16 protein-coding genes are annotated in these 19806 nt (G+C 69.6%); 12 read left to right on the forward strand and 4 right to left on the reverse strand.

Features of this window, described 5'->3' with window-relative positions:
• Positions 1-22 precede the first annotated feature (22 nt).
• Positions 23-625 (reverse strand): GTP cyclohydrolase I FolE, encoded by a 603-nt coding sequence (gene folE, locus ABE472_RS01810; RefSeq protein WP_019183982.1) that lies wholly within the window; start codon positions 623-625, stop codon positions 23-25.
• A gap of 159 nt (positions 626-784) precedes the next feature.
• Here folE and ABE472_RS01815 point away from each other — a divergent pair, with 159 nt between their 5' ends.
• The 6 genes from ABE472_RS01815 to ABE472_RS01840 all read left to right on the forward strand — a co-directional run bounded on the left by ABE472_RS01815 (position 785) and on the right by ABE472_RS01840 (position 6452).
• Positions 785-1240, forward strand: coding sequence for a MarR family transcriptional regulator (locus ABE472_RS01815; RefSeq protein ID WP_313211297.1), 456 nt, complete (start codon positions 785-787; stop codon positions 1238-1240).
• A 101-nt stretch (positions 1241-1341) separates the two neighbouring features.
• A complete protein-coding gene (locus ABE472_RS01820) occupies positions 1342-1551 on the forward strand; it encodes a DUF1656 domain-containing protein (RefSeq protein ID WP_019183984.1) in 210 nt (69 codons plus the stop codon).
• The gene (locus tag ABE472_RS01825) at positions 1548-2456 is read left to right on the forward strand and encodes an HlyD family secretion protein (RefSeq protein ID WP_313211296.1); all 909 of its coding nucleotides are present in this window, start codon (positions 1548-1550) and stop codon (positions 2454-2456) included. The genes ABE472_RS01820 and ABE472_RS01825 overlap by 4 nt, the downstream gene beginning before the upstream one ends.
• Complete coding sequence (locus ABE472_RS01830; RefSeq protein ID WP_346465255.1) at positions 2453-3910, forward strand: efflux transporter outer membrane subunit; 1458 nt, start codon at positions 2453-2455, stop codon at positions 3908-3910. Before ABE472_RS01825 ends, ABE472_RS01830 begins: the two co-directional genes overlap by 4 nt.
• A gap of 3 nt (positions 3911-3913) precedes the next feature.
• Entirely contained in the window at positions 3914-5971 is a 2058-nt protein-coding gene (locus tag ABE472_RS01835) for an FUSC family protein (RefSeq protein WP_346462809.1), read from the forward strand.
• A gap of 85 nt (positions 5972-6056) precedes the next feature.
• Positions 6057-6452, forward strand: coding sequence for a hypothetical protein (locus ABE472_RS01840; RefSeq protein WP_088435243.1), 396 nt, complete (start codon positions 6057-6059; stop codon positions 6450-6452).
• 14 nt (positions 6453-6466) lie between these two features.
• Here the strand turns inward: ABE472_RS01840 and recD are convergent, their stop codons facing one another.
• From recD to recC, 3 genes are read right to left on the reverse strand one after another with little or no spacing between them, the layout of a single operon-like run.
• Entirely contained in the window at positions 6467-8362 is a 1896-nt protein-coding gene (gene recD, locus ABE472_RS01845; protein WP_346465257.1) for an exodeoxyribonuclease V subunit alpha, read from the reverse strand.
• Complete coding sequence (recB, locus tag ABE472_RS01850; protein ID WP_346465259.1) at positions 8359-12000, reverse strand: exodeoxyribonuclease V subunit beta; 3642 nt, start codon at positions 11998-12000, stop codon at positions 8359-8361. The genes recD and recB overlap by 4 nt, the downstream gene beginning before the upstream one ends.
• The gene (gene recC / locus ABE472_RS01855; RefSeq protein ID WP_346465261.1) at positions 11997-15344 is read right to left on the reverse strand and encodes an exodeoxyribonuclease V subunit gamma; all 3348 of its coding nucleotides are present in this window, start codon (positions 15342-15344) and stop codon (positions 11997-11999) included. The genes recB and recC overlap by 4 nt, the downstream gene beginning before the upstream one ends.
• Positions 15345-15568: 224 nt before the next feature.
• On the opposite strand from recC, the gene ABE472_RS01860 reads away from it, so the two are divergent.
• The 6 genes from ABE472_RS01860 to ABE472_RS01885 all read left to right on the forward strand — a co-directional run bounded on the left by ABE472_RS01860 (position 15569) and on the right by ABE472_RS01885 (position 19701).
• Positions 15569-16357 (forward strand): ATP-binding cassette domain-containing protein, encoded by a 789-nt coding sequence (locus ABE472_RS01860; protein ID WP_019183992.1) that lies wholly within the window; start codon positions 15569-15571, stop codon positions 16355-16357.
• Positions 16357-17106 (forward strand): MlaE family lipid ABC transporter permease subunit, encoded by a 750-nt coding sequence (locus ABE472_RS01865; protein WP_019183993.1) that lies wholly within the window; start codon positions 16357-16359, stop codon positions 17104-17106. Before ABE472_RS01860 ends, ABE472_RS01865 begins: the two co-directional genes overlap by 1 nt.
• A gap of 107 nt (positions 17107-17213) precedes the next feature.
• On the forward strand, positions 17214-17741 hold the full coding sequence (gene mlaD / locus ABE472_RS01870) for an outer membrane lipid asymmetry maintenance protein MlaD (RefSeq protein ID WP_019183994.1): 528 nt from the start codon (positions 17214-17216) through the stop codon (positions 17739-17741).
• Positions 17738-18400: an ABC transporter substrate-binding protein gene (locus ABE472_RS01875; RefSeq protein WP_019183995.1), complete on the forward strand. Its 663-nt coding sequence runs from the start codon at positions 17738-17740 to the stop codon at positions 18398-18400. Before mlaD ends, ABE472_RS01875 begins: the two co-directional genes overlap by 4 nt.
• Positions 18390-18701, forward strand: coding sequence for an STAS domain-containing protein (locus ABE472_RS01880; protein ID WP_313211289.1), 312 nt, complete (start codon positions 18390-18392; stop codon positions 18699-18701). Before ABE472_RS01875 ends, ABE472_RS01880 begins: the two co-directional genes overlap by 11 nt.
• Before the next feature lies 1 nt (position 18702).
• Positions 18703-19701, forward strand: a complete 999-nt coding sequence (locus tag ABE472_RS01885; RefSeq protein ID WP_346465264.1) for a VacJ family lipoprotein — start codon at positions 18703-18705, stop codon at positions 19699-19701.
• The last annotated feature ends 105 nt before the right edge of the window (positions 19702-19806 follow it).

A 19806-nucleotide genomic window follows, 5' to 3' on the forward strand; every position in this document is an offset into this window, starting at 1 on the left:
CCGCGCGCGACAGCGCGGGGAATCAGCGCTTGCCGCCCACTTCGATGAAACGCAGGAACTCGGCGCGGGTGCGCGCGTCCTCGCGGAAGCTGCCCAGCATCTTGGAGGTGACCATGCTGACGCCGCGCTTGTGGATGCCGCGGGTGGTCATGCACTCATGCGCACCTTCCACCACCACGCCCACGCCGACCGGCTGCAGCACGTCCTGGATGCACTGGGCGATCTGCGCGGTCATCTTTTCCTGGACCTGGAAGCGGCGTGCGTACGCCTCGACCACACGGGCCAGCTTGCTGATGCCCACCACCTTGCCAGCCGGCAGATAGCCGACGTGCACGCGGCCGATGATCGGCGCCATGTGGTGTTCGCAGTGGCTTTCGTACTCGATGTCGCGCAGCACGATCAGTTCGTCGTAGCCGGCCACTTCCTCGAAGGTCCGCTCCATATAGGCGCGCGGGTCGTCGCGGTAGCCGCTGAACCAGTCGCCATAGGCTTCGGCGACGCGGCGCGGGGTATCCAGCAGGCCTTCACGGGTCGGATCTTCACCGGCCCAGCGCAGCAGGGTGCGCACCGCCGATTCGGCCTCGGCCTGGGTGACGGGGTTGGCGTCGTTGTCTTGCTTGCTCATTACATACAGCACCCGAAGGGGGGCAAGCATCGTACCCGACAGACCCCTCGGGCGTCCTGCGCCGGGGCGCCCGGGCCGTGTCCGGACAGGCAGTCATTGGGCCGCGGTTGTGCCACGGGTATTGATAGGAGACGAATTAGTAGTATCCTATCTATTCTGATGAACCGATCCCTCGACGAACGTACCCAGCTGCAGATGCAGCTCAGTTCCGGCCTGCTATACGCAGGGCGGCAGTGGCAGCGCCTGGCCGACCAGGCCCTGGGCAGCTACGGCATTTCCGCTGCCTGCACCATGCCGCTGCTGATGATCGGGCGCGCCGGCGGGGGTATCCGCCAGGTGGCGCTGGCCCACCAGCTGGGCATGGAAGGCCCTTCGCTGGTCCGCCTGCTGGACAAGCTGGCCGCCAGCGACCTGGTCCGCCGCGAATGCGATGCCAGCGACCGCCGCGCCAACCTGCTGTGGCTGACCGACAAGGGCGAGGCCCTGGTCAGCCAGCTGGAGACCCAATTGATCGGGCTGCGCCAGGACGTGTTCGGCGCGTTGACCCTGGATGAACTGCGCACCGTGCTGAAGCTGTGGCAGCTGCTGGCCGATGCTGCCGACCGCGTGACGTAAGCCTGCTCTCCCGTTGTACGGCCCGGTGTCGTACTGCGACGGCATGACGTACGACGACCCACGGTCGTCGCCTACCTTTTTCCAGTGAACCCTCTGCCTCGATGTACGGTGAATTCAGTCTCTATGGTGTGTTCGTCCCGACCCTGCTCGGGCTGATGCTGCTTGCCTACCTGCTCAAGAGCGGGTTGCGCGTGGTCCTGCAGCGCACCGGCGCCTACCGCCACATCTGGCACCCCGCCCTGTTCAACCTGGCCGTGTACGTGATCGTGCTCGGCGGGTTGTTTTCCCTGATGCGTTGGATGCAATCGTGAACAAGATCCTCAAGCAGACATTCCCGGTCGTATTGACCGCCGTGGCCGTAGTGGCCGCCGTGCTGGTGCTGCGCCACCTGTGGGCCTATTACATGGATGAGCCGTGGACGCGCGATGCGCACGTCAGTGCCGACGTGGTCCAGGTCGCGCCGGACGTGTCCGGGCTGGTGGAGGCAGTGAAGGTGGCCGACAACCAGCCGGTCAAGCGCGGTGAGGTGCTGTTCGTGGTCGATCGCGCGCGCTATGAGATCGCGCTGGAGCAGTCCCAGGCCGCTTTGGGCGAGCGCCGCGCCACGCTGGACCAGCTGCGCCGCGAGATCGCCCGCGACCGCAGCCTGCAGGACCTGGTCGCTGCAGAAGATGCCGAAGTGCGCCGGGCCAAGCTGCTCGCCGCGCAGGCTTCGATGGCCACCGCGCAGGCGGCCGTGGATCTGGCAAAGCTCAATCTGGCCCGCACCGAAGTGCGCAGCCCCAGCGATGGCCACGTCAACGACCGCACCGTGCGTGCCGGCGACTACGTGACCGCTGGGCGGCCGGTGATGGCCGTGCTCGATACCGGCTCGTTCCGCGTGGACGGCTACTTCGAGGAAACCCGCCTGCAGGGCGTGCATGCCGGGCAGAAGGTCGACATCCGCCTGATGGGCGAAGCGCAGCCGCTGCAGGGCCACGTCCAGAGCATCGCCGCCGGCATCGAAGACCGTTACCGCAGCGAAGGCAGCAGCCTGCTGCCGAACGTGACCCCGGCCTTCGACTGGGTGCGGCTGGCCCAGCGCATCCCGGTGCGCATCCATATCGACCGCGTGCCGGCCGGCGTCAACCTGATCGCCGGGCGTACCGCCACGGTCACCATCCAGCCGGACACCGCCCCGGCCACGCCGGCGCAACCGGCACGGACGGCGCTGTGAACCGCCCGGCGCTGCACCGCATCGCCCTGGGGTTGGCCCTGACCACGCTGGCCGCGTGTCGCACGGTCGGCCCGGACTATGCGGTGCCGGCCGGGTCCGCCTTCCAGCGGCCGGAGGCGAATGCCGCCTTCCTCGAGACCGGTAACCCGCAGGTCGCCGCTGGGGCCGCGCTGCCCGCGCGCTGGTGGGAGCTGTACCAGGACGACACCCTCAATGCGCTGGTGCAGCAGGCGCTGCGCGACAACGTGGAACTGAAGGTGGCCGATGCCAACCTGCGCCGCGCCGCCGCCGTGTACGAGCAGGCGCTGGATGCCGGTGGCTTCGAGTACGAGGCCGAGGCCGGCGTGAGCCGCGCGCAGCTGTCCGCCGAATCGTTCCTGCTGGAGCACGAACTGCCGCCGATCAACCTGGCCGACGGCAAATTCGCGGTGTCCTATCAGTTCGATCTGTTCGGCAAGCTCAAGCGCGCCTCCGAGGCCGCGCATGCCGACGAGCAGGCCACCGCCGCCGCGATGGACCTGGCGCGCGTGTCGCTGGTGGCGCAGGTGGCCGGCAGCTACGTCGACATCTGCCACGCCAACCACGAGCTGCACGTGGCCGAGCACTCGCTGCAGCTGCAGCAGCGCAGCCGCGAGGTCACCCAGCGCTTGATCACGGCCGGCCGCGGCACCCCGCCGGAGCTGGCCCGCGCCAACGCCCAGGTGGCGATGCTGCAGGCCGCGCTGCCGCCGCTGCGCGCGCACCGCCAGGCCTCCGAATACCAGCTGGCCGCCCTGCTCGGCCGCACCCCGGGGCAACTGCCCGAGGGCGTGAGCGACTGCAGCCAGGCCCCGACCCTGGCGCAGGCGCTGCCGATCGGTGATGGCCGCGCGCTGCTGCAGCGCCGCCCGGACATCCGCCAGGCCGAGCGCAAACTGGCCGCCGCCACCGCGCGGATCGGGGTGGCCACCGCCGAGCTGTACCCGGACATCCGCCTCGGTGCCTCGGTGGGTGCCGCCGGCCTGCTGGAAGACTTCGGTACGCCGCTGACCCAGCAGTGGTCGATCGGCCCACTGATTTCCTGGACGCTGCCCTCTTCCGGTACGCATGCGCGCATCCACGCCACCGAAGCCAGCGCCGACGCCGCGCTGGCCGAGTTCGATCACAGCGTGCTGCAGGCCCTGCGCGAAACCCAGACCGCGCTGAGCCGCTATGCCCAGGATCTGCAGCGCCTGCAGTTCCTGCAGCAGGCCCAGCAGCAGGCCGACCTGGCCGCCAGCCAGAACCGCCGCCTCTATCAGGGCGGGCGCACGCCCTACCTGGCCAGCCTGGATGCCGACCGCAGCCTGGCCAGCGCCGATGCGACCCTGGCCGAGGCCCAGGCGCAGGTCTCGCGCGACCAGATCCAGCTGTTCCTGGTGCTCGGCGGCGGCTGGAATGCCGACGCCGTCGCCACCGGCACGGCCGCGAGGTAAGCCATGCTGCTGCTGGACAGACAGGCCTGGTTGTTCTCGGTCAAGACCTTCCTGGCGGCGATCGCGGCGCTGTACATCGGCCTGGCCGGCAATCTTTCGCGGCCGTACTGGGCGATGGCCACGGTCTACATCGTGACCCAACCGATGCTGGGCCCGACCCGCGCCAAGGGCGCCTATCGCATCCTCGGCACGCTGATCGCCGGTGCGGCGACGCTGTGGATGCTGCCGCACCTGGTGGAAACCCCCTTGCTGCTCAGCGCGGCGATGTCGCTGTGGCTGTCCGGGTGTCTGTTCATCGCCCTGCTCAACCGCGGCCCGCGCGGCTACGCGTTCCTGCTGGCCGGGTACACCACCGCCTTCATCGGCTTCCCGGCGGTGACCTCGCCGGACACCATCTTCGACACCGTGGTGGCGCGCAGCGAGGAGATCATCCTCGGCACGGTGGTGGCGGTGCTGTTCGCCTCGCTGTTCTTCCCGGCCTCGGTGCGGCCGATGCTGCGCTCGCGGATCGGCAGCTGGATGGGCGATGCGGCCGACTGGTGCCGGCAGATCCTGACGCGCGGCCATGCGCATGGCCCGCGCAACCGGTTGGCCGCCGATCTGGTCCAGTTCGAGGCGCTGATCGAATTCATGCGTCGCGATGATCCGCGCCATGCCGGCGCGGCGGTCTCGATGGAGCGACTACGCGAGCGCATGCTGCTGATGCTGCCGGTGCTCTCTTCGATCGCCGACCGGCTCGGGGCGTTGCGTGCGGGTGGCCGTGCGCTGCCGCCCGGGCTGGAGACGCTGATCGCCGATCTGGCCCAGTGGCTGGAACAGCCCGGCCGCTCCAGCGCCAGTGCGTACGCCACACTGCGCGCACGCATCGTCGCGCTCAAGCCGGCGGTGGATGGTGAGCTGGACCACCTGCTGCTGGTGACCCTGCTGCTGCGGCTGGAAGAGCTGGTCGACCTCTGGCAGGACTGCACCACCCTGCATGCCGCCATCGATGCCGGCACCGCGCCGAGCGATACCGCGCATTACCGCGTGCGCACCCAGCGCGTGGATCACGTGCGCCATGTGGACTACGGCATGGCGCTGTTCTCCGCCGCCAGTGCCGGCGTCGCCCTGATGACGTACTGCGTGCTGTGGATCGGGCTCGGCTGGGAGGGCGGCGGCAACGGCGCGATGATGGCCGCGGTGGCCGCCGCGTTCTTCGCCGCGCAGGATGATCCGGCGCCGAGCATGCTGTCCTTCCTGCTCTGGGCCATCGTGGCCAGCCTGGTGGCCGGCGTGTACCTGTTCGGGATCTTCCCGGCCGTACACGACTTCGGCAGCCTGGTGCTGGTGCTAGCGGTGATCTTCCTGCCGCTGGGCCTGCTGCTGCATCGGCCCAAGACCGCATTGATCGGCCTGCCGCTCACGGTGAACCTGGTCGCGCTGTTGAACGTGCAGAACACCTACAGCGCCAACATCCAGAGCTTCATCAACTCGGCCGTGGCGATGTTCATCGGCATTGGCTTTGCGGTGGTGATGACGCGGCTGTTCCGCTCGGTGGGTGCCGAGTGGACCGCACGCCGGCTGGTACGCCAAGGCTGGAACACGCTGGCCGATGCGGCCGAGGGCCGTGGCCAGCAGGACCGCCAGCAGTTCGCCGCGCGCATGCTCGATCTGCTCGGCCTGCTGGCACCGCGCCTGGCGGCGACGCCGGAAGGCAGCGACATCGCCTCGGTGGACATGCTCACCGAAGCGCGGATCGGCCTGAACATCCTGCAGCTGCGCCGCTCACGGCATGGCCTGCCGCCGGCCAGCGTGGCCGCGATCGACGCGATCCTGGACGACATCGCCCGCCATTACCGCGCCCAGGCCGCGCAGCGCCGGCCAGTGCCTGCCCCGGCCGGGCTGCAGACCCGGCTGGAGGCCTCGCTCAAGCGCGTGCAGACCGTGGCGGCCGGCAAGGCCCGCGATGAAGCGCTGATGGGCCTGATCGGGCTGCGCTATGCCCTGTTCCCCGAGGCGCCGGTGGTCGATACCCCTGCCCAGCCCTCCGCAGCGGCCCCTGGCCTGCCCGCGCCGCGCTGAACCGGCCTGGCCGCAGACCGGCCGGCCCACACCGATCAGGGCTATCCTGACGCATGCATTTGCGCATGGATCAAGGTGATTTCCGATGAGTTACGACCTGATGGTGTTCGACCCCGCCGTCGCCCCGCGCGAGGCCGAGGCCTTCCTGCAGTGGTATGACGCGCAGACCGAATGGAACGAGACGCACGACTACGACGACCCGAAGGTGTCGGTGCCGGCGCTGCAGGCATTCTTCGCCGCATTGGCCGAGCATTACCCGCCGATGGACGGCCCGCTGTCCGATGAGGAAGACGACCGCCCGGAAGTGACCGACTACAGCATCGGCCAGCACGTGGTCTACGCCTCGTTCGATGACGAGGTGGCCGAGAACGCGCACGGCCTGGTGCAGGTGCTGGCCAACACCCACCAGCTGGGCTTCTTCGATGTCAGCGGTGACGGCGCCATCGTGTTCCCCGATGGCACCGTGGTGATTCCGGAGTAAGACCGGCGACGGGGCTAGAACAACTGCCCCTGGGCCGGCGCCGTCACCACGGCGTCGGCCACTGCGTCCCCCTGGCCGCCCTGCAGGCGCGCCGCCAGGCCCGACAAACGGCTGGCATGCCGCGCCAACGCGGCCTCCAACACGTCCGCACTGCCGAGCACGTGCAGCGACTGCCGCGCGCGGGTCATACCCGTGTAGATCAGCTCACGCGAGAGCACGCGGTTGTCGCGCCGTGGCAACTGCAGCCAGACCTCATCGAACTCCGAGCCCTGTGCCTTGTGCACAGTCATGGCGAACGCACTCTCATGTGCGGGCAACGCACCCGGATGGAAGCCGCGCGGCTGGTCCGGCGTCTCACCGGGAAACCACGCCGTGACGCTGCCGTGCCGATCAATCAGGCAGATGCCGATGTCGCCGTTGAACAGGCGGTGCCGGTAGCTGTTTTCAGTGATCAGCAGCAGCCGACCGTGGAAATAGCCCGGCGCCATGCCCGGCCGCGGCACACCGGCCAACAGGGCTTCGATGCGCGCGTTGAGCCCGCGCGCACCCTGCGGACCTTCGCGCACGGCGGTGAGCAGGCGGATGCGTCCGGCATTGGCCAGCGCGACGCCGGGATCGACGGCTTCGCCGAGGCCACGCCAATGCCCGAGCAGGTGCTCGCGATGATGCTGCAGCGGGTCGCTCTGGTCCTCGTGGAAGTGCACACCGGCCAGCGTGCCCACGCGCAGCAGCGCCAGTGCGGTGCCACTGTTGCCCTCGCGCACGGCATGCGCCAACGGCGCCAGATCGAGCGCGTCGGTCTGCCGGTAGCCGCGCTGCAGCTGCACGCGCCGGCCCGCGAACCGGCGTGGCGGTGCCAGCGGTTGCAGCGCGTCGGGCGCCAGCAGCGCGCGCAATGCCTGCGCATCATCGGCCTGGGTGCCCAGGCCATCGCCACTGGCGCGCAGGATCGCACTGAGCACATCACCGGCTTCCACCGAGGGGAGCTGGTCCGGATCGCCGAGCAGCACCAGCCGGCTGCCATCGGCGACCGCCTCGACCAGCTTGGTCATCAACGGCAGATCGATCATCGAGGCCTCGTCCACCACCACCACGTCATACGGCAGCGGGTTGTCGGCGTGATGGCGGAAACGCGGCGAATCCGGGATCACCCCGAGCAGGCGATGCAGGGTGGTGCCGGTGCTCGGCATCGCATCGCACAGGGCCGGCGCGATGCCGACCAGCCGCAGCCGCTGCACGGCCAGGCGCAGGCTCTCGGCCATGCGTTCGGCGGCGCGGCCGGTGGGCGCGGCCAGCGCGACCCGTGGCAATGCCTGGTCCGCCTGGACCGCCTGGGCCGCCAGCAGCACCAACAGGCGTGCGATGGTGGTGGTCTTGCCCGTACCGGGACCACCGGTCACCAGCACCAGCGGATGGCGCAGCGCGACCGCCGCGGCACGCGCCTGGTGATCGATGCCCTCGCGCGCCTGCGGGAACAGCTGGCCAAACAGGGTGGCCAAGGTACCGGGATCGGCCTGCGCCAGCGGATGCGTGGCGATGCGTTGCAGGCCCTGCGCAAGGCGGCGCTCGTACTCGCGGTAGCGGCGCAGATAGAGCAGCCCGTTCTCCAGCACCAGCGGTGCATCCCCGGCGACCACGTCATCTGCGCCCGGCACCTCCACCCACGGCGAGGTGCGCAGCTGCGCCAGCCAACCCCCGGGCGCGGGCCACTCGATCTCGGCGTCGATCAGCCGCTGCGGCTGGCTCGGGTCCAGGCCGGCATGGCCTTCCGAGACCGCCAGCGACGCCAGTGCAGCACCGAGCAGCACCGCTTCGGGCGTGTCCGGGCGCAGCCGGCGCAGGCTCTGCGCCAGCGCGTGATCGAGTGTGCGCAGCGCGTTGCCGCGGTACAGCGTGGTGAGCAGGCTCATGCGTCCCCCCGTGCGCGGGCCGCCATGCGGGCCTGGGCGTGTTCGCCACCGGCGAACAACGCATCCAGTGCATCCACCAGGGCCGGATCGAAGCGATGCGCGTACAAGCCAGGGCTGTCGTCGCGGCCCGCATCCAGGCCGCGGCAGAACAGGTAGCGGATGCCACCCATGTCGCGCGTGTAGTCGTACTGCGCGCCCAGCCGGAAGCGCAGCCAGCGATGCAGCGCCACGGTGTAGATCAGCGCCTGCAGGTCGTACTCGCTGTGCTGCATGGCGCTCGTCAGCCGGGCCGCGTCGTAGCTGGGCAGGCGGTTGGATTTGTAATCGAGCACGTACCAGCGGTCCGCACGCACGTAGGTGAGATCGATCTTGCCGGTCATCAGGCCCTCCAGCCGCCGGCGGGTGCCGAAGCCATGGCGGTCACGGACCAGTCCGTGCGCGTGCAGCAGGGCCAGCAGGGCGGGAACGGCGGTCGGTTGCATCGCGAAGTGGAACTCGATCTCGGCGCGCCGTGCATCGGCCGGCAGGTCGTGCAGTGCGCCACCTTCCGGCAAGGGCACGGTCAGGGTCTGGCCGACCAGCGCGGTCAACATGGCCACGCCATCGTCCAGGTCTTGCTCGGCATAGCCTTCCACGCGCAGCGAAGCACGCAGGACCTCGGCCTCCTCGCCGGGTGCGGGCTGCCCGGCATGCCAGTCGCCCCACAGCGCGAAATCGGTGTTTTCCAGTGCATCGTGCAGCACATTGCCGAAGCGGCTGCCCATGAACCGCGGGTCGATCTCTTCCAAAGGCACAGCCGGTTGCTCGGCGTCCAGGGAGAGGTCCACGCCGGCCGGTTCATCGGCCGCGGGGGCCGGCACTTCGGTCGCGGCGGCATCGGTATCGTGGCCCGCATCGGCATGTGCCAGCTGGGTGAAGCTGTACACCCACCAGTCGTGCGGCACACGGCGGGTCAGCGCGCGCACCGGCGGCAGTTCGCCCTCGCGTTCGAAGGCGAGCTGTGCCGGCCGGGTCTCCACCGGGCCTTCGATCACGGCGATGTCCGGGTGGTCACGCAGGGCGGCGATGTTCGACAGCATCGGTGCCAGGCGGGTCTTCGCCAGGCCGGCGAGATCGCCGGCGGCGATCCACAGCGCGTGCTCGGCGCGGGTCAACCCGACGTAGAGCAGGCGCGCGTCTTCGGCCTCCTGCTCCTGCGCGCTGCGCGTGCTGGCCGCGCTCCAGCTGTCGTCCTTGTCCAGCTTCCAGTGCAGCTCGCGGCGGCCGTTGGCGTATACCGTGCAGTTGGCCTCGGTGTTCGGCGCGCCACCACCGATGCCCACGAACGGCAGGAACACCAGCGGATACTCTAGGCCCTTGCTCTTGTGCAGGGTGATGATCTGCACGCGGCGCGCATCCGATTCCAGGCGCAGCAGCTGCTGCTCGTCGTTCTGATCGGCATGCGCCATCTGCACCTGCAGCCAGTCGAGCAGGCCGTGCATGCCCAGGGTCTGCCCGGCCGCCTGCTGCAGCAGTTCGCCCAGCTGCAGGTAGTTGGTCAGGCGGCGCTCGCCATCCAGCAGACCGAGCAGGCGCTCGGCATGTTCGGCGCAGAGATCGGCGATCACCGCGAACGGACCGCCGCGCTGCCAGCGCTCGCGCCATTCCAGCAACCGCACCTGGAACGAGCGCTGCGCATCGCCTTCGCGTTCCAGCGCGTCGATCGCCTCGGCATCTTCGCCAAGCAGCACGGTCGACAGCGCCGCGCGCAGGCGTCCTTCATCGGCCGGCTGCAGCAGGGCCAGCAACAGCAGGCGCAGGTCGTGTGCCTCGGGCGTGGCGTACAGGCTCTGCTTGCCCGCGGCGACGGCGGGAATGCCCACCGCACCGAGCGCCTGCTGGATGCGCGTGGCCTCCTTGTGCGAGCGCACCAGGACCGCGATGTCGCCGGGTTGCACCGGCACGTCGCGCAGCAGCGCGCGCCCTTGCCGGGCCTCGCCGAGGATCTGGTGGATCGCGGCGACACAGGCGTCGCTGGCCTGCTGGCGCGAGGGATCGGCCTTGAGATCGCCCGCCTCGGTGTTGTGCAGCACGCGCACGGTCAGGCCGGGTGCGGGAATCCCGTCGCGCAGGAAATCCGCATCCACGCGGGTGCTGCCGGGGTGCACCGGCTCGAAGGCGATGTCGGCTTCGAGGAAGGCACGTTCGCCGGCATTGGCGTACAGCGCTTCGATCGCGTGCAGCACCGCCGGACGCGAGCGGAAGTTGCGGTCCAGCGCAGGCGCTGCATCGGCCTGGCGCTTGGCCTTGAGGTAGGTGTGGATATCGCCGCCGCGGAAACCGTAGATCGCCTGCTTCGGATCGCCGATCAGGAACAGCGCCGGTGCCAGGCCGGCCTCGCGGGTCTCCTGCGAATCGCCGAACACGCGTTGGAAGATGCCCCATTGGCGGTCGTCGGTATCCTGGAACTCGTCCACCAGCGCGATCGCGTACTGCGCGCGCAGCTGCTGCACCAGGGTGGCGCGGTGCGGGCCGTCGAGTGCATCGGCGACACCGTCGATCAGGTCATCGTAGGTCTGCACGCGTCCGATCCGCTTGAGATCGGCCAGGCGCGCACGCGCTTCATCGCGCAGGTCATGCAGGAACGCGGTGGCCTGCTGGCGCAGCCACTGCTCGCGCGCGTCGGCGGCGTGCCACCAGCGTTGCAGTGCATCGAACAGCGGCGAGACCGGGCACTGGCCGTCCATGCCGTCCTTGCAGAAGGCCAGCAGCTGCACTGGCAGCAGCTTGCCCAGGTGGCTCTTGTCGCCGCGCGGCCAGTGCTGCGCGCTGCGGCCGGCGAACAGCTCGCCGAAGGCCTTGTCGAAGCTGGGCCGTTTGGCACGGCGACCGTCGAAGATCTTGCGATCGAAGGCGACGGCGATCTGCGCCTGCGCGTGTTCGGCGTGGGTCTCGATCGCCTCGGCCAGCGCGGCCGCGGCGAGCCGCAGCTGCGGCGCGGGGTCGTCGACGCTGTGGGTGGGTCGCGCCGGCAACAGCGGCAACGGCTTGATCAGCGTGGCGAGATCGCCGGCCAACGCCTCGGGCGAGGACCACAGCCAGGTCAGCGCATCGACCGTGGCCGGGTCGTTGGCATGCACCCGCCACAGGTCGGCGGCGAGTTCCTCGTGCAGCGCGCGTTCGCTCGGCAGCAGGGTCGGCGGATCGAAGGTATGTCCGCTCTCCAGGGCATGCTCACGCAGCACGCGGGTGCAGAAGCCATGGATGGTGAAGATCGAGGCGAGGTCGATTTCGTCGGCCGCGGTCTGCAGCCGACGCGCCAGCGCGGCCGGCGTTTCTTCACCGAGGGCGAGCTGGCGGTGCAGGATCACCCGGGTCAGGACGACCTCCGGGCTGTCCTGTTCGCTCGGCGCGCGCTCGACCAGCTGTGCGGCCAAGGCAAGGCGCTCGCGGATGCGCTTGCGCAGTTCCTGCGTCGCGGCATCGGTGAAGGTGACCGCCAGGATCTGGCCGATGCGCCAGCCCTTCTCCACCACCAGCCGGGTGAACAGCGTGGCCAGGGTGAAGGTCTTGCCGGTACCGGCGCTGGCCTCGATCAGGCGCACGCCCTCCAGCGGCAGCGCCAGGTAGGGATCGTTGAGCAGGTCGTGGTCGATCATCGCAGGGCTCCTTCCTCGTCAAAGCCCGGGAAGACCCGGCCTTCGCGCACCGCGGTGAACACCACGAAGCTGTTGTGCAGCAATTGCCGGTAGCTGTCCGCGCTGGCGAACGGATCGTGCCCGCGCAACGCAAGCGGGTAGCCGGCGCCCGTGGATTCGCCCCAGGTGCGGTCGCTGCCGTGCCATTTGGCGCGGCCCTCGGCTTCGCGCTTGGCCTCGGCGGCGGTGTACAGCACCCAGCCCGTGGACGGGCCATACAACAGCGGCGCGCGCAGCCCCTCGCTGCGCAGCTGCAGCAGGCGCCGCAATACCTCGTGCGCGCGTTCGGCCTCCAGCGGCGGCAGCGTGTGCGGGCCGAGCCCGTCATCGCCCGCGTCGTGGAACTGGACCAGTGGCTGCGGGTCACCGGCGGCGTTGGCGAGCAGCCAGTCCAGGCCCTGGCGGATCGCGGCGCGGCCAGTGAGCGGGCCCGGGCGCAGGCGCACCAGGCCATGCGGGTGCAGGCCCTCGACCCGGCCATGCAGGCGCACCCCGTCGATATCCACGTCGTAGCGGCGGCTGCCGGCAGCGGTACCGGCCTGCCACCGCGCCAGCGCCTGTGCGTAGGGTTCGGTCTGCGCCTGCAGCAGCGCGAACTGACGCTCGCCCAGTGCACCGGAGGGCAGCAGCGCACGCGCGCGCAGCCGGGGGTAGAGCGGCGCGGCCTCCTCGTCGAGGGTGGCCTCGATCACCGCCTGCTGCAGCAGTACGGTATCGCCACCGCGCGCCGCCATCACCAGCGGCTCCACATCCTCGGCGTTGTCCACCTCGTCGGGCAGGCGCAGGCCGAGCCGTTGCGAGAGGAACTGGCTGGCCGGATCGGTGAGGAACCGACGCAGCGCATCCACGCTCAGTTCCGCCTCGCCCACCACGCTCTCCATCGGCGGCAGGGGCCGTGCGAACCAGGGCGCCAACGCGCGCCGTGCGCCGCCAAGCGAGCCGGCAGCCGGGTGCCATTGCTGGCGGTAGCTGAAACGTCGCGGTTCCTCACCGCCACCGAATGCCGCCGGGGCGAACGGCTGCAGCGAGTGCCGCACCGTCATCCGCTTGGCCGCCGCGGGCGGATCCAGGTGGTACTCGGCAGCGGCATCGATCAGCTCGCTGACCAGCACAGAGGGTTCGCGCACGCTGCCATCGCGCGGATCGGCGCCCAGGTAGCTCAGGTAGAACACGTCCTGCGCCGAGGCGAACAGCTGCAGGAACAGGAAGCGGTCGTCCTCGCGCAGCGAACGGTCGCCATGCCGGCGCTTGTCGGTGCCCAGTTCGGCGGTGAGCTGGTTGAGCCCGGCAGCCGGGTCGCGGCGCGGGAAATCGCCATCGTTCAGGCCCAGCACGCAGATCACCCGGAACGGCAGCAGGCGCATCGGCACCATCCGCCCGAAGCTGACGCCGCCGGTCAGCAGCGGCGCACGTGTATCGGCCTCGGCAAGCACGCCGGCGAAATGCGCGCGCAGCACCTCCGGCGGCACGTCGCCCTCGAAGCCGGCGATGTCGGCGTCACGGGCGAACTCGTTAATCAGTTTGCGCAGCCGCTCCAGCGCGCGCTGGCTGTTGGCGGCCTGCGGCGGCGCCGGCAGCAGCGCATCGAGCAGCCCCAGCAGACGCTGCCGCCACTGGCCAGGCGACATCGCCTCTCCCAACGCCTTCTGGTAGCGCGCCAGCACCCGCAGCAGGCCGAGCAGGCGGTCCAGCGCATCCAGCGCGCTGCCTTCCAGCTCCGGCCACGGCGCGACCCCGGCGATGTCGCCGTCGCTGCCGCTGGCATGGCCTAGCAGCAGGCGATCGAGTGCGAACTGCCAGGTGAAGGCATCATCGACCGGGGCCTGGTGCTGGCCGCGATGGGTCGCATCCAGCCCCCAGCGTGCGCCGGCGGCCTGCAGCCAATCGTGCAGGCGGTCGAACGCCGCCGCATCCAGACCGGCCGCTTCGGCCAGCGGCGCGCTGGCGAGCAGATCCAGCACTTCGTTCAAGCCGAAGCGCGAGACCGGCAACCCGAGCAGGTGCACGAACACATCGGCCAGGGGTTCACCCGCCAGCGGGCTGGTGTCGGCCAGCGCATAGGGAATGTGGTCATCGCCGCCGCCGCGCCCGCCGAACACCGCTTCCAGGTAGGGCACGTAGGGATCGATGTCCGGCGCCAGCACCGCGATGTCGCGCGCCTGCAGCGGCGGATCGAAGCGCGGGTCCTGGAGCAGGCCGCGCAGCTGGTCGTGCAGCACCTGCAGCTCGCGCAGGCGGGTATGGCAGGCATGCACCTGCAGGCTCGGGTCGTCGTAGCGCAGTGCCTCGCGCAGAGGGCCGGCGGGCTGCCCGCGGCGGTGGAACAGGTCGCGCTGCAGGCGATGCAGCAGGCTGTCGGACAGGCCACCGGCGTCCATGTCCGGGCGCGCGTCCTCTTCGGGATCGTCGTAGGCGGCGATCTCACCGGAGGGGTGCACGACCTCGTAGCTGCCCAGCACCGCCATGAAGTCGCGGCCCGCCGCGCCCCAGGCCTGCAGCAGGCGGTTCTCGCCGGCCGCCTCGCCGAACGGATCGGGCGCGCCACTGCGCAGCTTCTCGCCCAGCGTCTGCAGATCGCCCCAGTAGGCCTGGGTCGGCGTGGGCAGATAGAAGTGCATCGTGCCGACCCGCGCCTGGGTGGCCATCACCCGCAGCACGTCCGGGGAGATGTTGAGCGTGGCGAAGGCGAACACCCGCGCCGGTAGGCCCTGCGGAAGCGGCTGGCCCGCGCCCTCGAAACGGGCGAGATAGGCATCGATGCGGCGCGCACGGTACTGCTTGCCGCTGGCGATATGCCGCCACAGGATCGCCTGCGGGTCGTTCGGTGCCGCGCCGGCCTCCCACCGCAGCAGCCAATCGCGACGCCAGGCCTGGTACTTCTCGAACACCGCCGCCAGCTCGGCGGCCAGCGCCCACGGCTTGAGCGGATCGGCCGCGGACAGGTAGGCCTGCAGGGCCGCCATCGGCGGCTGCGCCATCAGCACCGGGTCGCGCAGCGCGGCATACAGTCCCCAGCGCAGGCCCTCGGCATTGAGATCGTCATGTTCGCCGGGCACGTTGGCGTTGAGGGCGCGGGCGACCAGCTCGCCGGGGGTGAGGAACTCGAGATTGGCGGCAATGCCATACTCGGCCGCCAGGGTCGATTGCAGCCAGCGGCGCATCGCGACCTGCGGGATCAGGACCACCTCCGGCACCAGGATCGATTGGCCCGGCACGGGCGTGCGCAGCGTCGTGGCCAGCAGGGCGGCCAGCACATCGAGCGAGTTGGAGTGGTACAGGCGGAAGTCTGAAGCGGCGTCGGTCATCGCAGGAGTGTGCCGCAGCCCGCGCACGAACGCAGCGCTGACGGGTGTCAGGACACGGAAGAGGCCATGGCCGATACCGGCCCGACACGCTGTGTTGCAGCCCACGGCGTGGCCGTCGGGGCGCTGCCCTCACCTGCCCGTGCAACAATACTGCACGGTGCAGTTCGGTTATGTTCAGCCGTTCACCACGATCTTACAACGTTGGAATTTTGTTAATGGCGCCCATGACGGTTTCCGAAGAGAGTCTGGTGCAGTTGTCCAACGTCCGCATCGACCGCGGCGGACGTACGATCCTGCGCGACGTTTCGCTGACCGTTCCGCGCGGCAGCATCACCGCCGTGCTCGGCCCGTCGGGCAGTGGCAAGTCCACCCTGCTGGCCGCGCTGACCGGTGAGCTGCGGCCGGTTGCCGGCGAGGTCACCCTGTTCGGCCAGCCCATCCCGACCGGCGCACGCGCGCTGTTGGAGATGCGCAAGAGCGTGGGCGTGCTGCTGCAGGGCAACGGCCTGCTGACCGATCTGACCGTGGCCGAGAACGTGGCCCTGCCGCTGCGCACCCATACCCGCCTGCCCAAACCCGTGTTGCGCCGCCTGGTGCAGATGAAGCTGCACGCGGTCGGCCTGCTGGCCGCTGCCGATGCCTGGCCGCGCGAGCTGTCCGGCGGCATGGCGCGCCGTGTGGCCCTGGCCCGCGCGCTGGCACTGGACCCGCCGCTGATGATCTACGACGAGCCGCTGACCGGGCTGGACCCGATCGCCTCGGGCGTGATCATGAGCCTGATCCAGCGCCTCAACCACAGCCTGGGGCTGACCAGCATCATCGTCAGCCACCACGTGCACGAGACCCTGCCGATCTGCGACCAGGTGATCGCGATCGCCAACGGCGGCATCGTGTTCCAGGGCAGCCCGGCCGCGCTCGAATCCAGCCAGGACCCGCTGCTGCGGCAGTTCCTGCATGGTGAGCCGGACGGCCCGATCCCGTTTGATGCCGCACCGCGTGCGAGGGTTGCCTGATGCCGTTCGTTGACGCCACCCGCTCGCTCGGTCGCGCCGGCCTGTTCTCGCTGACGGTGCTGCGCGGCTCGCTGCCGACCGCCGATTTCCTGGCCGAGCTGACCCGCGAGATCTACAAGATCGGCGCACGTTCGCTGCCGATCATCGCCGTGGGCGGTGCCTTCGTGGGCCTGGTGCTGACCCTGCAGGGTTACCGCACGCTGACCACCTTCGGTGCTGCGGACGCCTTGTCCACCCTGCTTGGCCTGTCGCTGTACCGCGAACTGGCCCCGGTGCTGACCGCGCTGCTGTTCATCGGCCGCGCCGGCAGCTCGATCGCCGCCGAGCTGGGCCTGATGCGGGCCACCGATCAGATCAAGGCCCTGGAGCTGATGGCGATCGACCCGGTCGCCAAGGTCGTTGCCCCGCGCTTCTGGGCGGCGGTACTGACCGTTCCACTGCTGACCGGCATCTTCTGTTCACTGGCGATCAGTGCCAGCTACTTCGAGGCCGTGCACGTGCTCGGCCTGGACAATGGCGTGTTCTGGTCGGCGCTGAGCAACAGCGTGGACTTCTGGGACGACTTCGGCGTGGCGATGCTGAAGTCGGCGATCTTCGGCGGCACGGCGGCCCTGGTGGCCTCCTATGTCGGTTTCCATGCCGAACCCACCATCGAAGGCACCTCGGTCGCCACCACGCGTGCGGTGGTCAACGCCTCGCTGCTGGTGCTGGTCTTCAACTTCGTGCTGTCCGCCATGATGTTCCAGTAGGTACCGACCGTTGGTCGGTACGCTTCTTCGGTGCGCTTCTTCGGTACGCAAAGACTTCCCGCCCGGACACCTGTCCAGGCACCTGACAAAGAACAGTGAGATATCCCATGGCCATCCGCGGTCCCAGACTCGAATTTTCCGTCGGCGCGTTCCTGCTGCTGGCGCTGGCCTCGCTGCTGGTGCTGGCCGTGGCCTCCACCAATCAACGGTGGGGCACCGGTGGCAGCGGCTACGAACTCAAGGCGCGCTTCACCCAGATCGGCCAGCTGCGCAAGCAGGCCCCGGTCAAGATCGGCGGCGTCACCATCGGCCAGGTCTCGGGCATCGAACTGGATCCCCAGAAGTTCGACTCGATCGTGACCCTCAAGCTCGACGGCAAGTTCAAGGATCTGCCCGCCGACACCTCGGCCGGCATCTTCACCAGCGGTTTGCTCGGCGAGAGCTATATCGGACTGCAGCCGGGCGGAGATCCGGACGTGCTCAAGTCCGGCGACGAGATCGTCTTCACCCAGCCGGCGGTGGACCTGCTCCAGCTGGTCGGCAAGTACATGTTCAGCGGTCCGGCCAACACCGGTGGCGCTGACTCCCACGATGGCAACGGCGCGCCCGCGCCTGCAACGGAACCGCAACCATGAAAAAGACCCTGATCCCGGCGCTGCTGGCCTCGGCCCTGCTCGCCGCCACGCCCTCGCTCTCCTTCGCCCAGGCGGCCCCGGCGGCCGCTGCCGCCCAGCAGGGCCAGGCCAGCAAGGCCGTGATGGACGCCAGCACCCGCATCCTGACCTCGCTGCAGCAGCGCCGCACCGAGTTCCGGGCCAACCCGGCCGTGCTGCGTGACTTCATCAACAGCGAGCTCAACAAGACCTTCGACCGCGACTACGCCGCCCGCCTGGTGCTGGGCGTGCACGGCCGCGGCGCGTCCGATGCCGACGTCAAGCTGTTCGCCGATGCGATGGCCGACAACCTGATGCAGCGCTACGGTTCGGCGCTGCTCGAGATCCAGGGCAAGCCGACCTTCCGCCTGAAGAGCGAGTCGCCGCTGCCGGGCAACCGCGGCGTGCGCGTGTCCACCGAGCTGATCCGCGCCGGCAACGAGCCGACCCCGGTCGACTACCTGATGCGCAACGTCAACGGCCAGTGGAAGATCTTCGATGTGATGATCGAAGGCATCTCCTACGTGCAGACCTTCAAGACCCAGTTCGACGCCCCCCTGCGCCAGAAGTCGATCCAGCAGGTGGCCACCGAACTGCGCAACGGCAGCATGCAGGCCGGGCAGGCCCCGCGTGGCAAGTAACAACGCCAGCGTGCAGCGCAACGGCAGCTCGCTGGTGTTCAGCGGGCCGCTCGACCGCGCGGCGGTGACGGCCCTGTGGCCCTCGCTGACCGCGCTGGACGGCGTGCAGCAGGTGGATCTGGCGGCAGTGAGCCGGCTCGACAGCGCCGGTCTGGCGCTGCTGGCCGAGCTGGCCGCACGCCTGCGTGCAAACGGGACAACGCCGACGATCGTCGGCAGCCCGGACGGTTTCACCGACCTCAGTGCCGCCTACCGGCTGGCACCCACCCTGGATTTCCATGCCCTTTCTGCGGCGAGCTGACATGAACGTCATACGCACCCTCCCCCTCCTTGTGCTGGCGCTGGCCCTGAGCGCCTGTGCCGGCAAGCCGGCACGCGACAGCGCACCGGTCAGCGTCGAGGTCGCCCCGGCGGCGGCACCGGCCGCCGATGTGGCCAACACCGATGCGGTACCGGCCGAGGCCGGCGCCGACACGGCCACCGAAGCAACGCAGGCCAGCACCGATCCGGCGACCGCACCGGTCACCGGCGGCACCGCGCCGACCAACGCCGAGGACGACTTCGCCGCGCTGTACGGCGGCCCGGCCCCGACCGCGGACGGCACCGAGCCCACCGGCGCGCCGTACGATCCGTGGGAACCGTTCAACCGCAAGGTGCACAGCTTCAACAACGTGGTCGACCGTGCGGTCGCACGCCCGCTGGCGGTGGCTTACACCAACGTGGTGCCACGCTTCGCACGCACCGGCGTGAGCAACTTCTTCAGCAACCTGCGCGCGCCGGTGACGATCACCAACCAGCTGCTGCAGGGCCGTCCGGACGACGCCTGGGACAGCCTGGGCCGTTTCCTGATGAACTCCACGCTGGGTATCGGCGGTCTGTTCGATCCGGCCAGCAAGGCGATGGTGCCGCGTCGCAAGGAAGACTTCGGCCAGACCCTGGGCACGTGGGGCTGGCGCCGTTCGCGCTACGTGGAACTGCCGTTCTTCGGCCCGCGTACCGTGCGTGACGTGTTCGGCCTGGCCGGCGACATGCCGCTCTCGCCGATCCGTACGATCGAAGAGGACAAGATCCGCATCGGCCTGCAGGGCCTGCAGCTGGTGGACATGCGGTCGCAGCTGCTGGCAGTGGACGACATGCGCGACAACGCCGTGGACGAGTACTCGCTGGTCCGTGATGCGTGGCTGCAGCGCCGCAACTACCAGATCGAGAATGACCTGCGTGGCAAGCATGCGCGCGGCAAGGACGATCCGGACGCACCGATTCCGGTCGATGCGATGCCGATGCCGAACTGGGGTAACTGATCGGAGTACCGACCAACGGTCGGTACCTACCGAGTTGGTAGACCACGACCGTTGGTCGTGGTGCGAGCACAGAAAAAGCCCCGCCGAAGCGGGGCTTTTTTTTGT

Source organism: Stenotrophomonas sp. TWI809 (assembly GCF_039673205.1).
In the GTDB taxonomy this organism is placed as follows: Bacteria; Pseudomonadota; Gammaproteobacteria; order Xanthomonadales; family Xanthomonadaceae; genus Stenotrophomonas.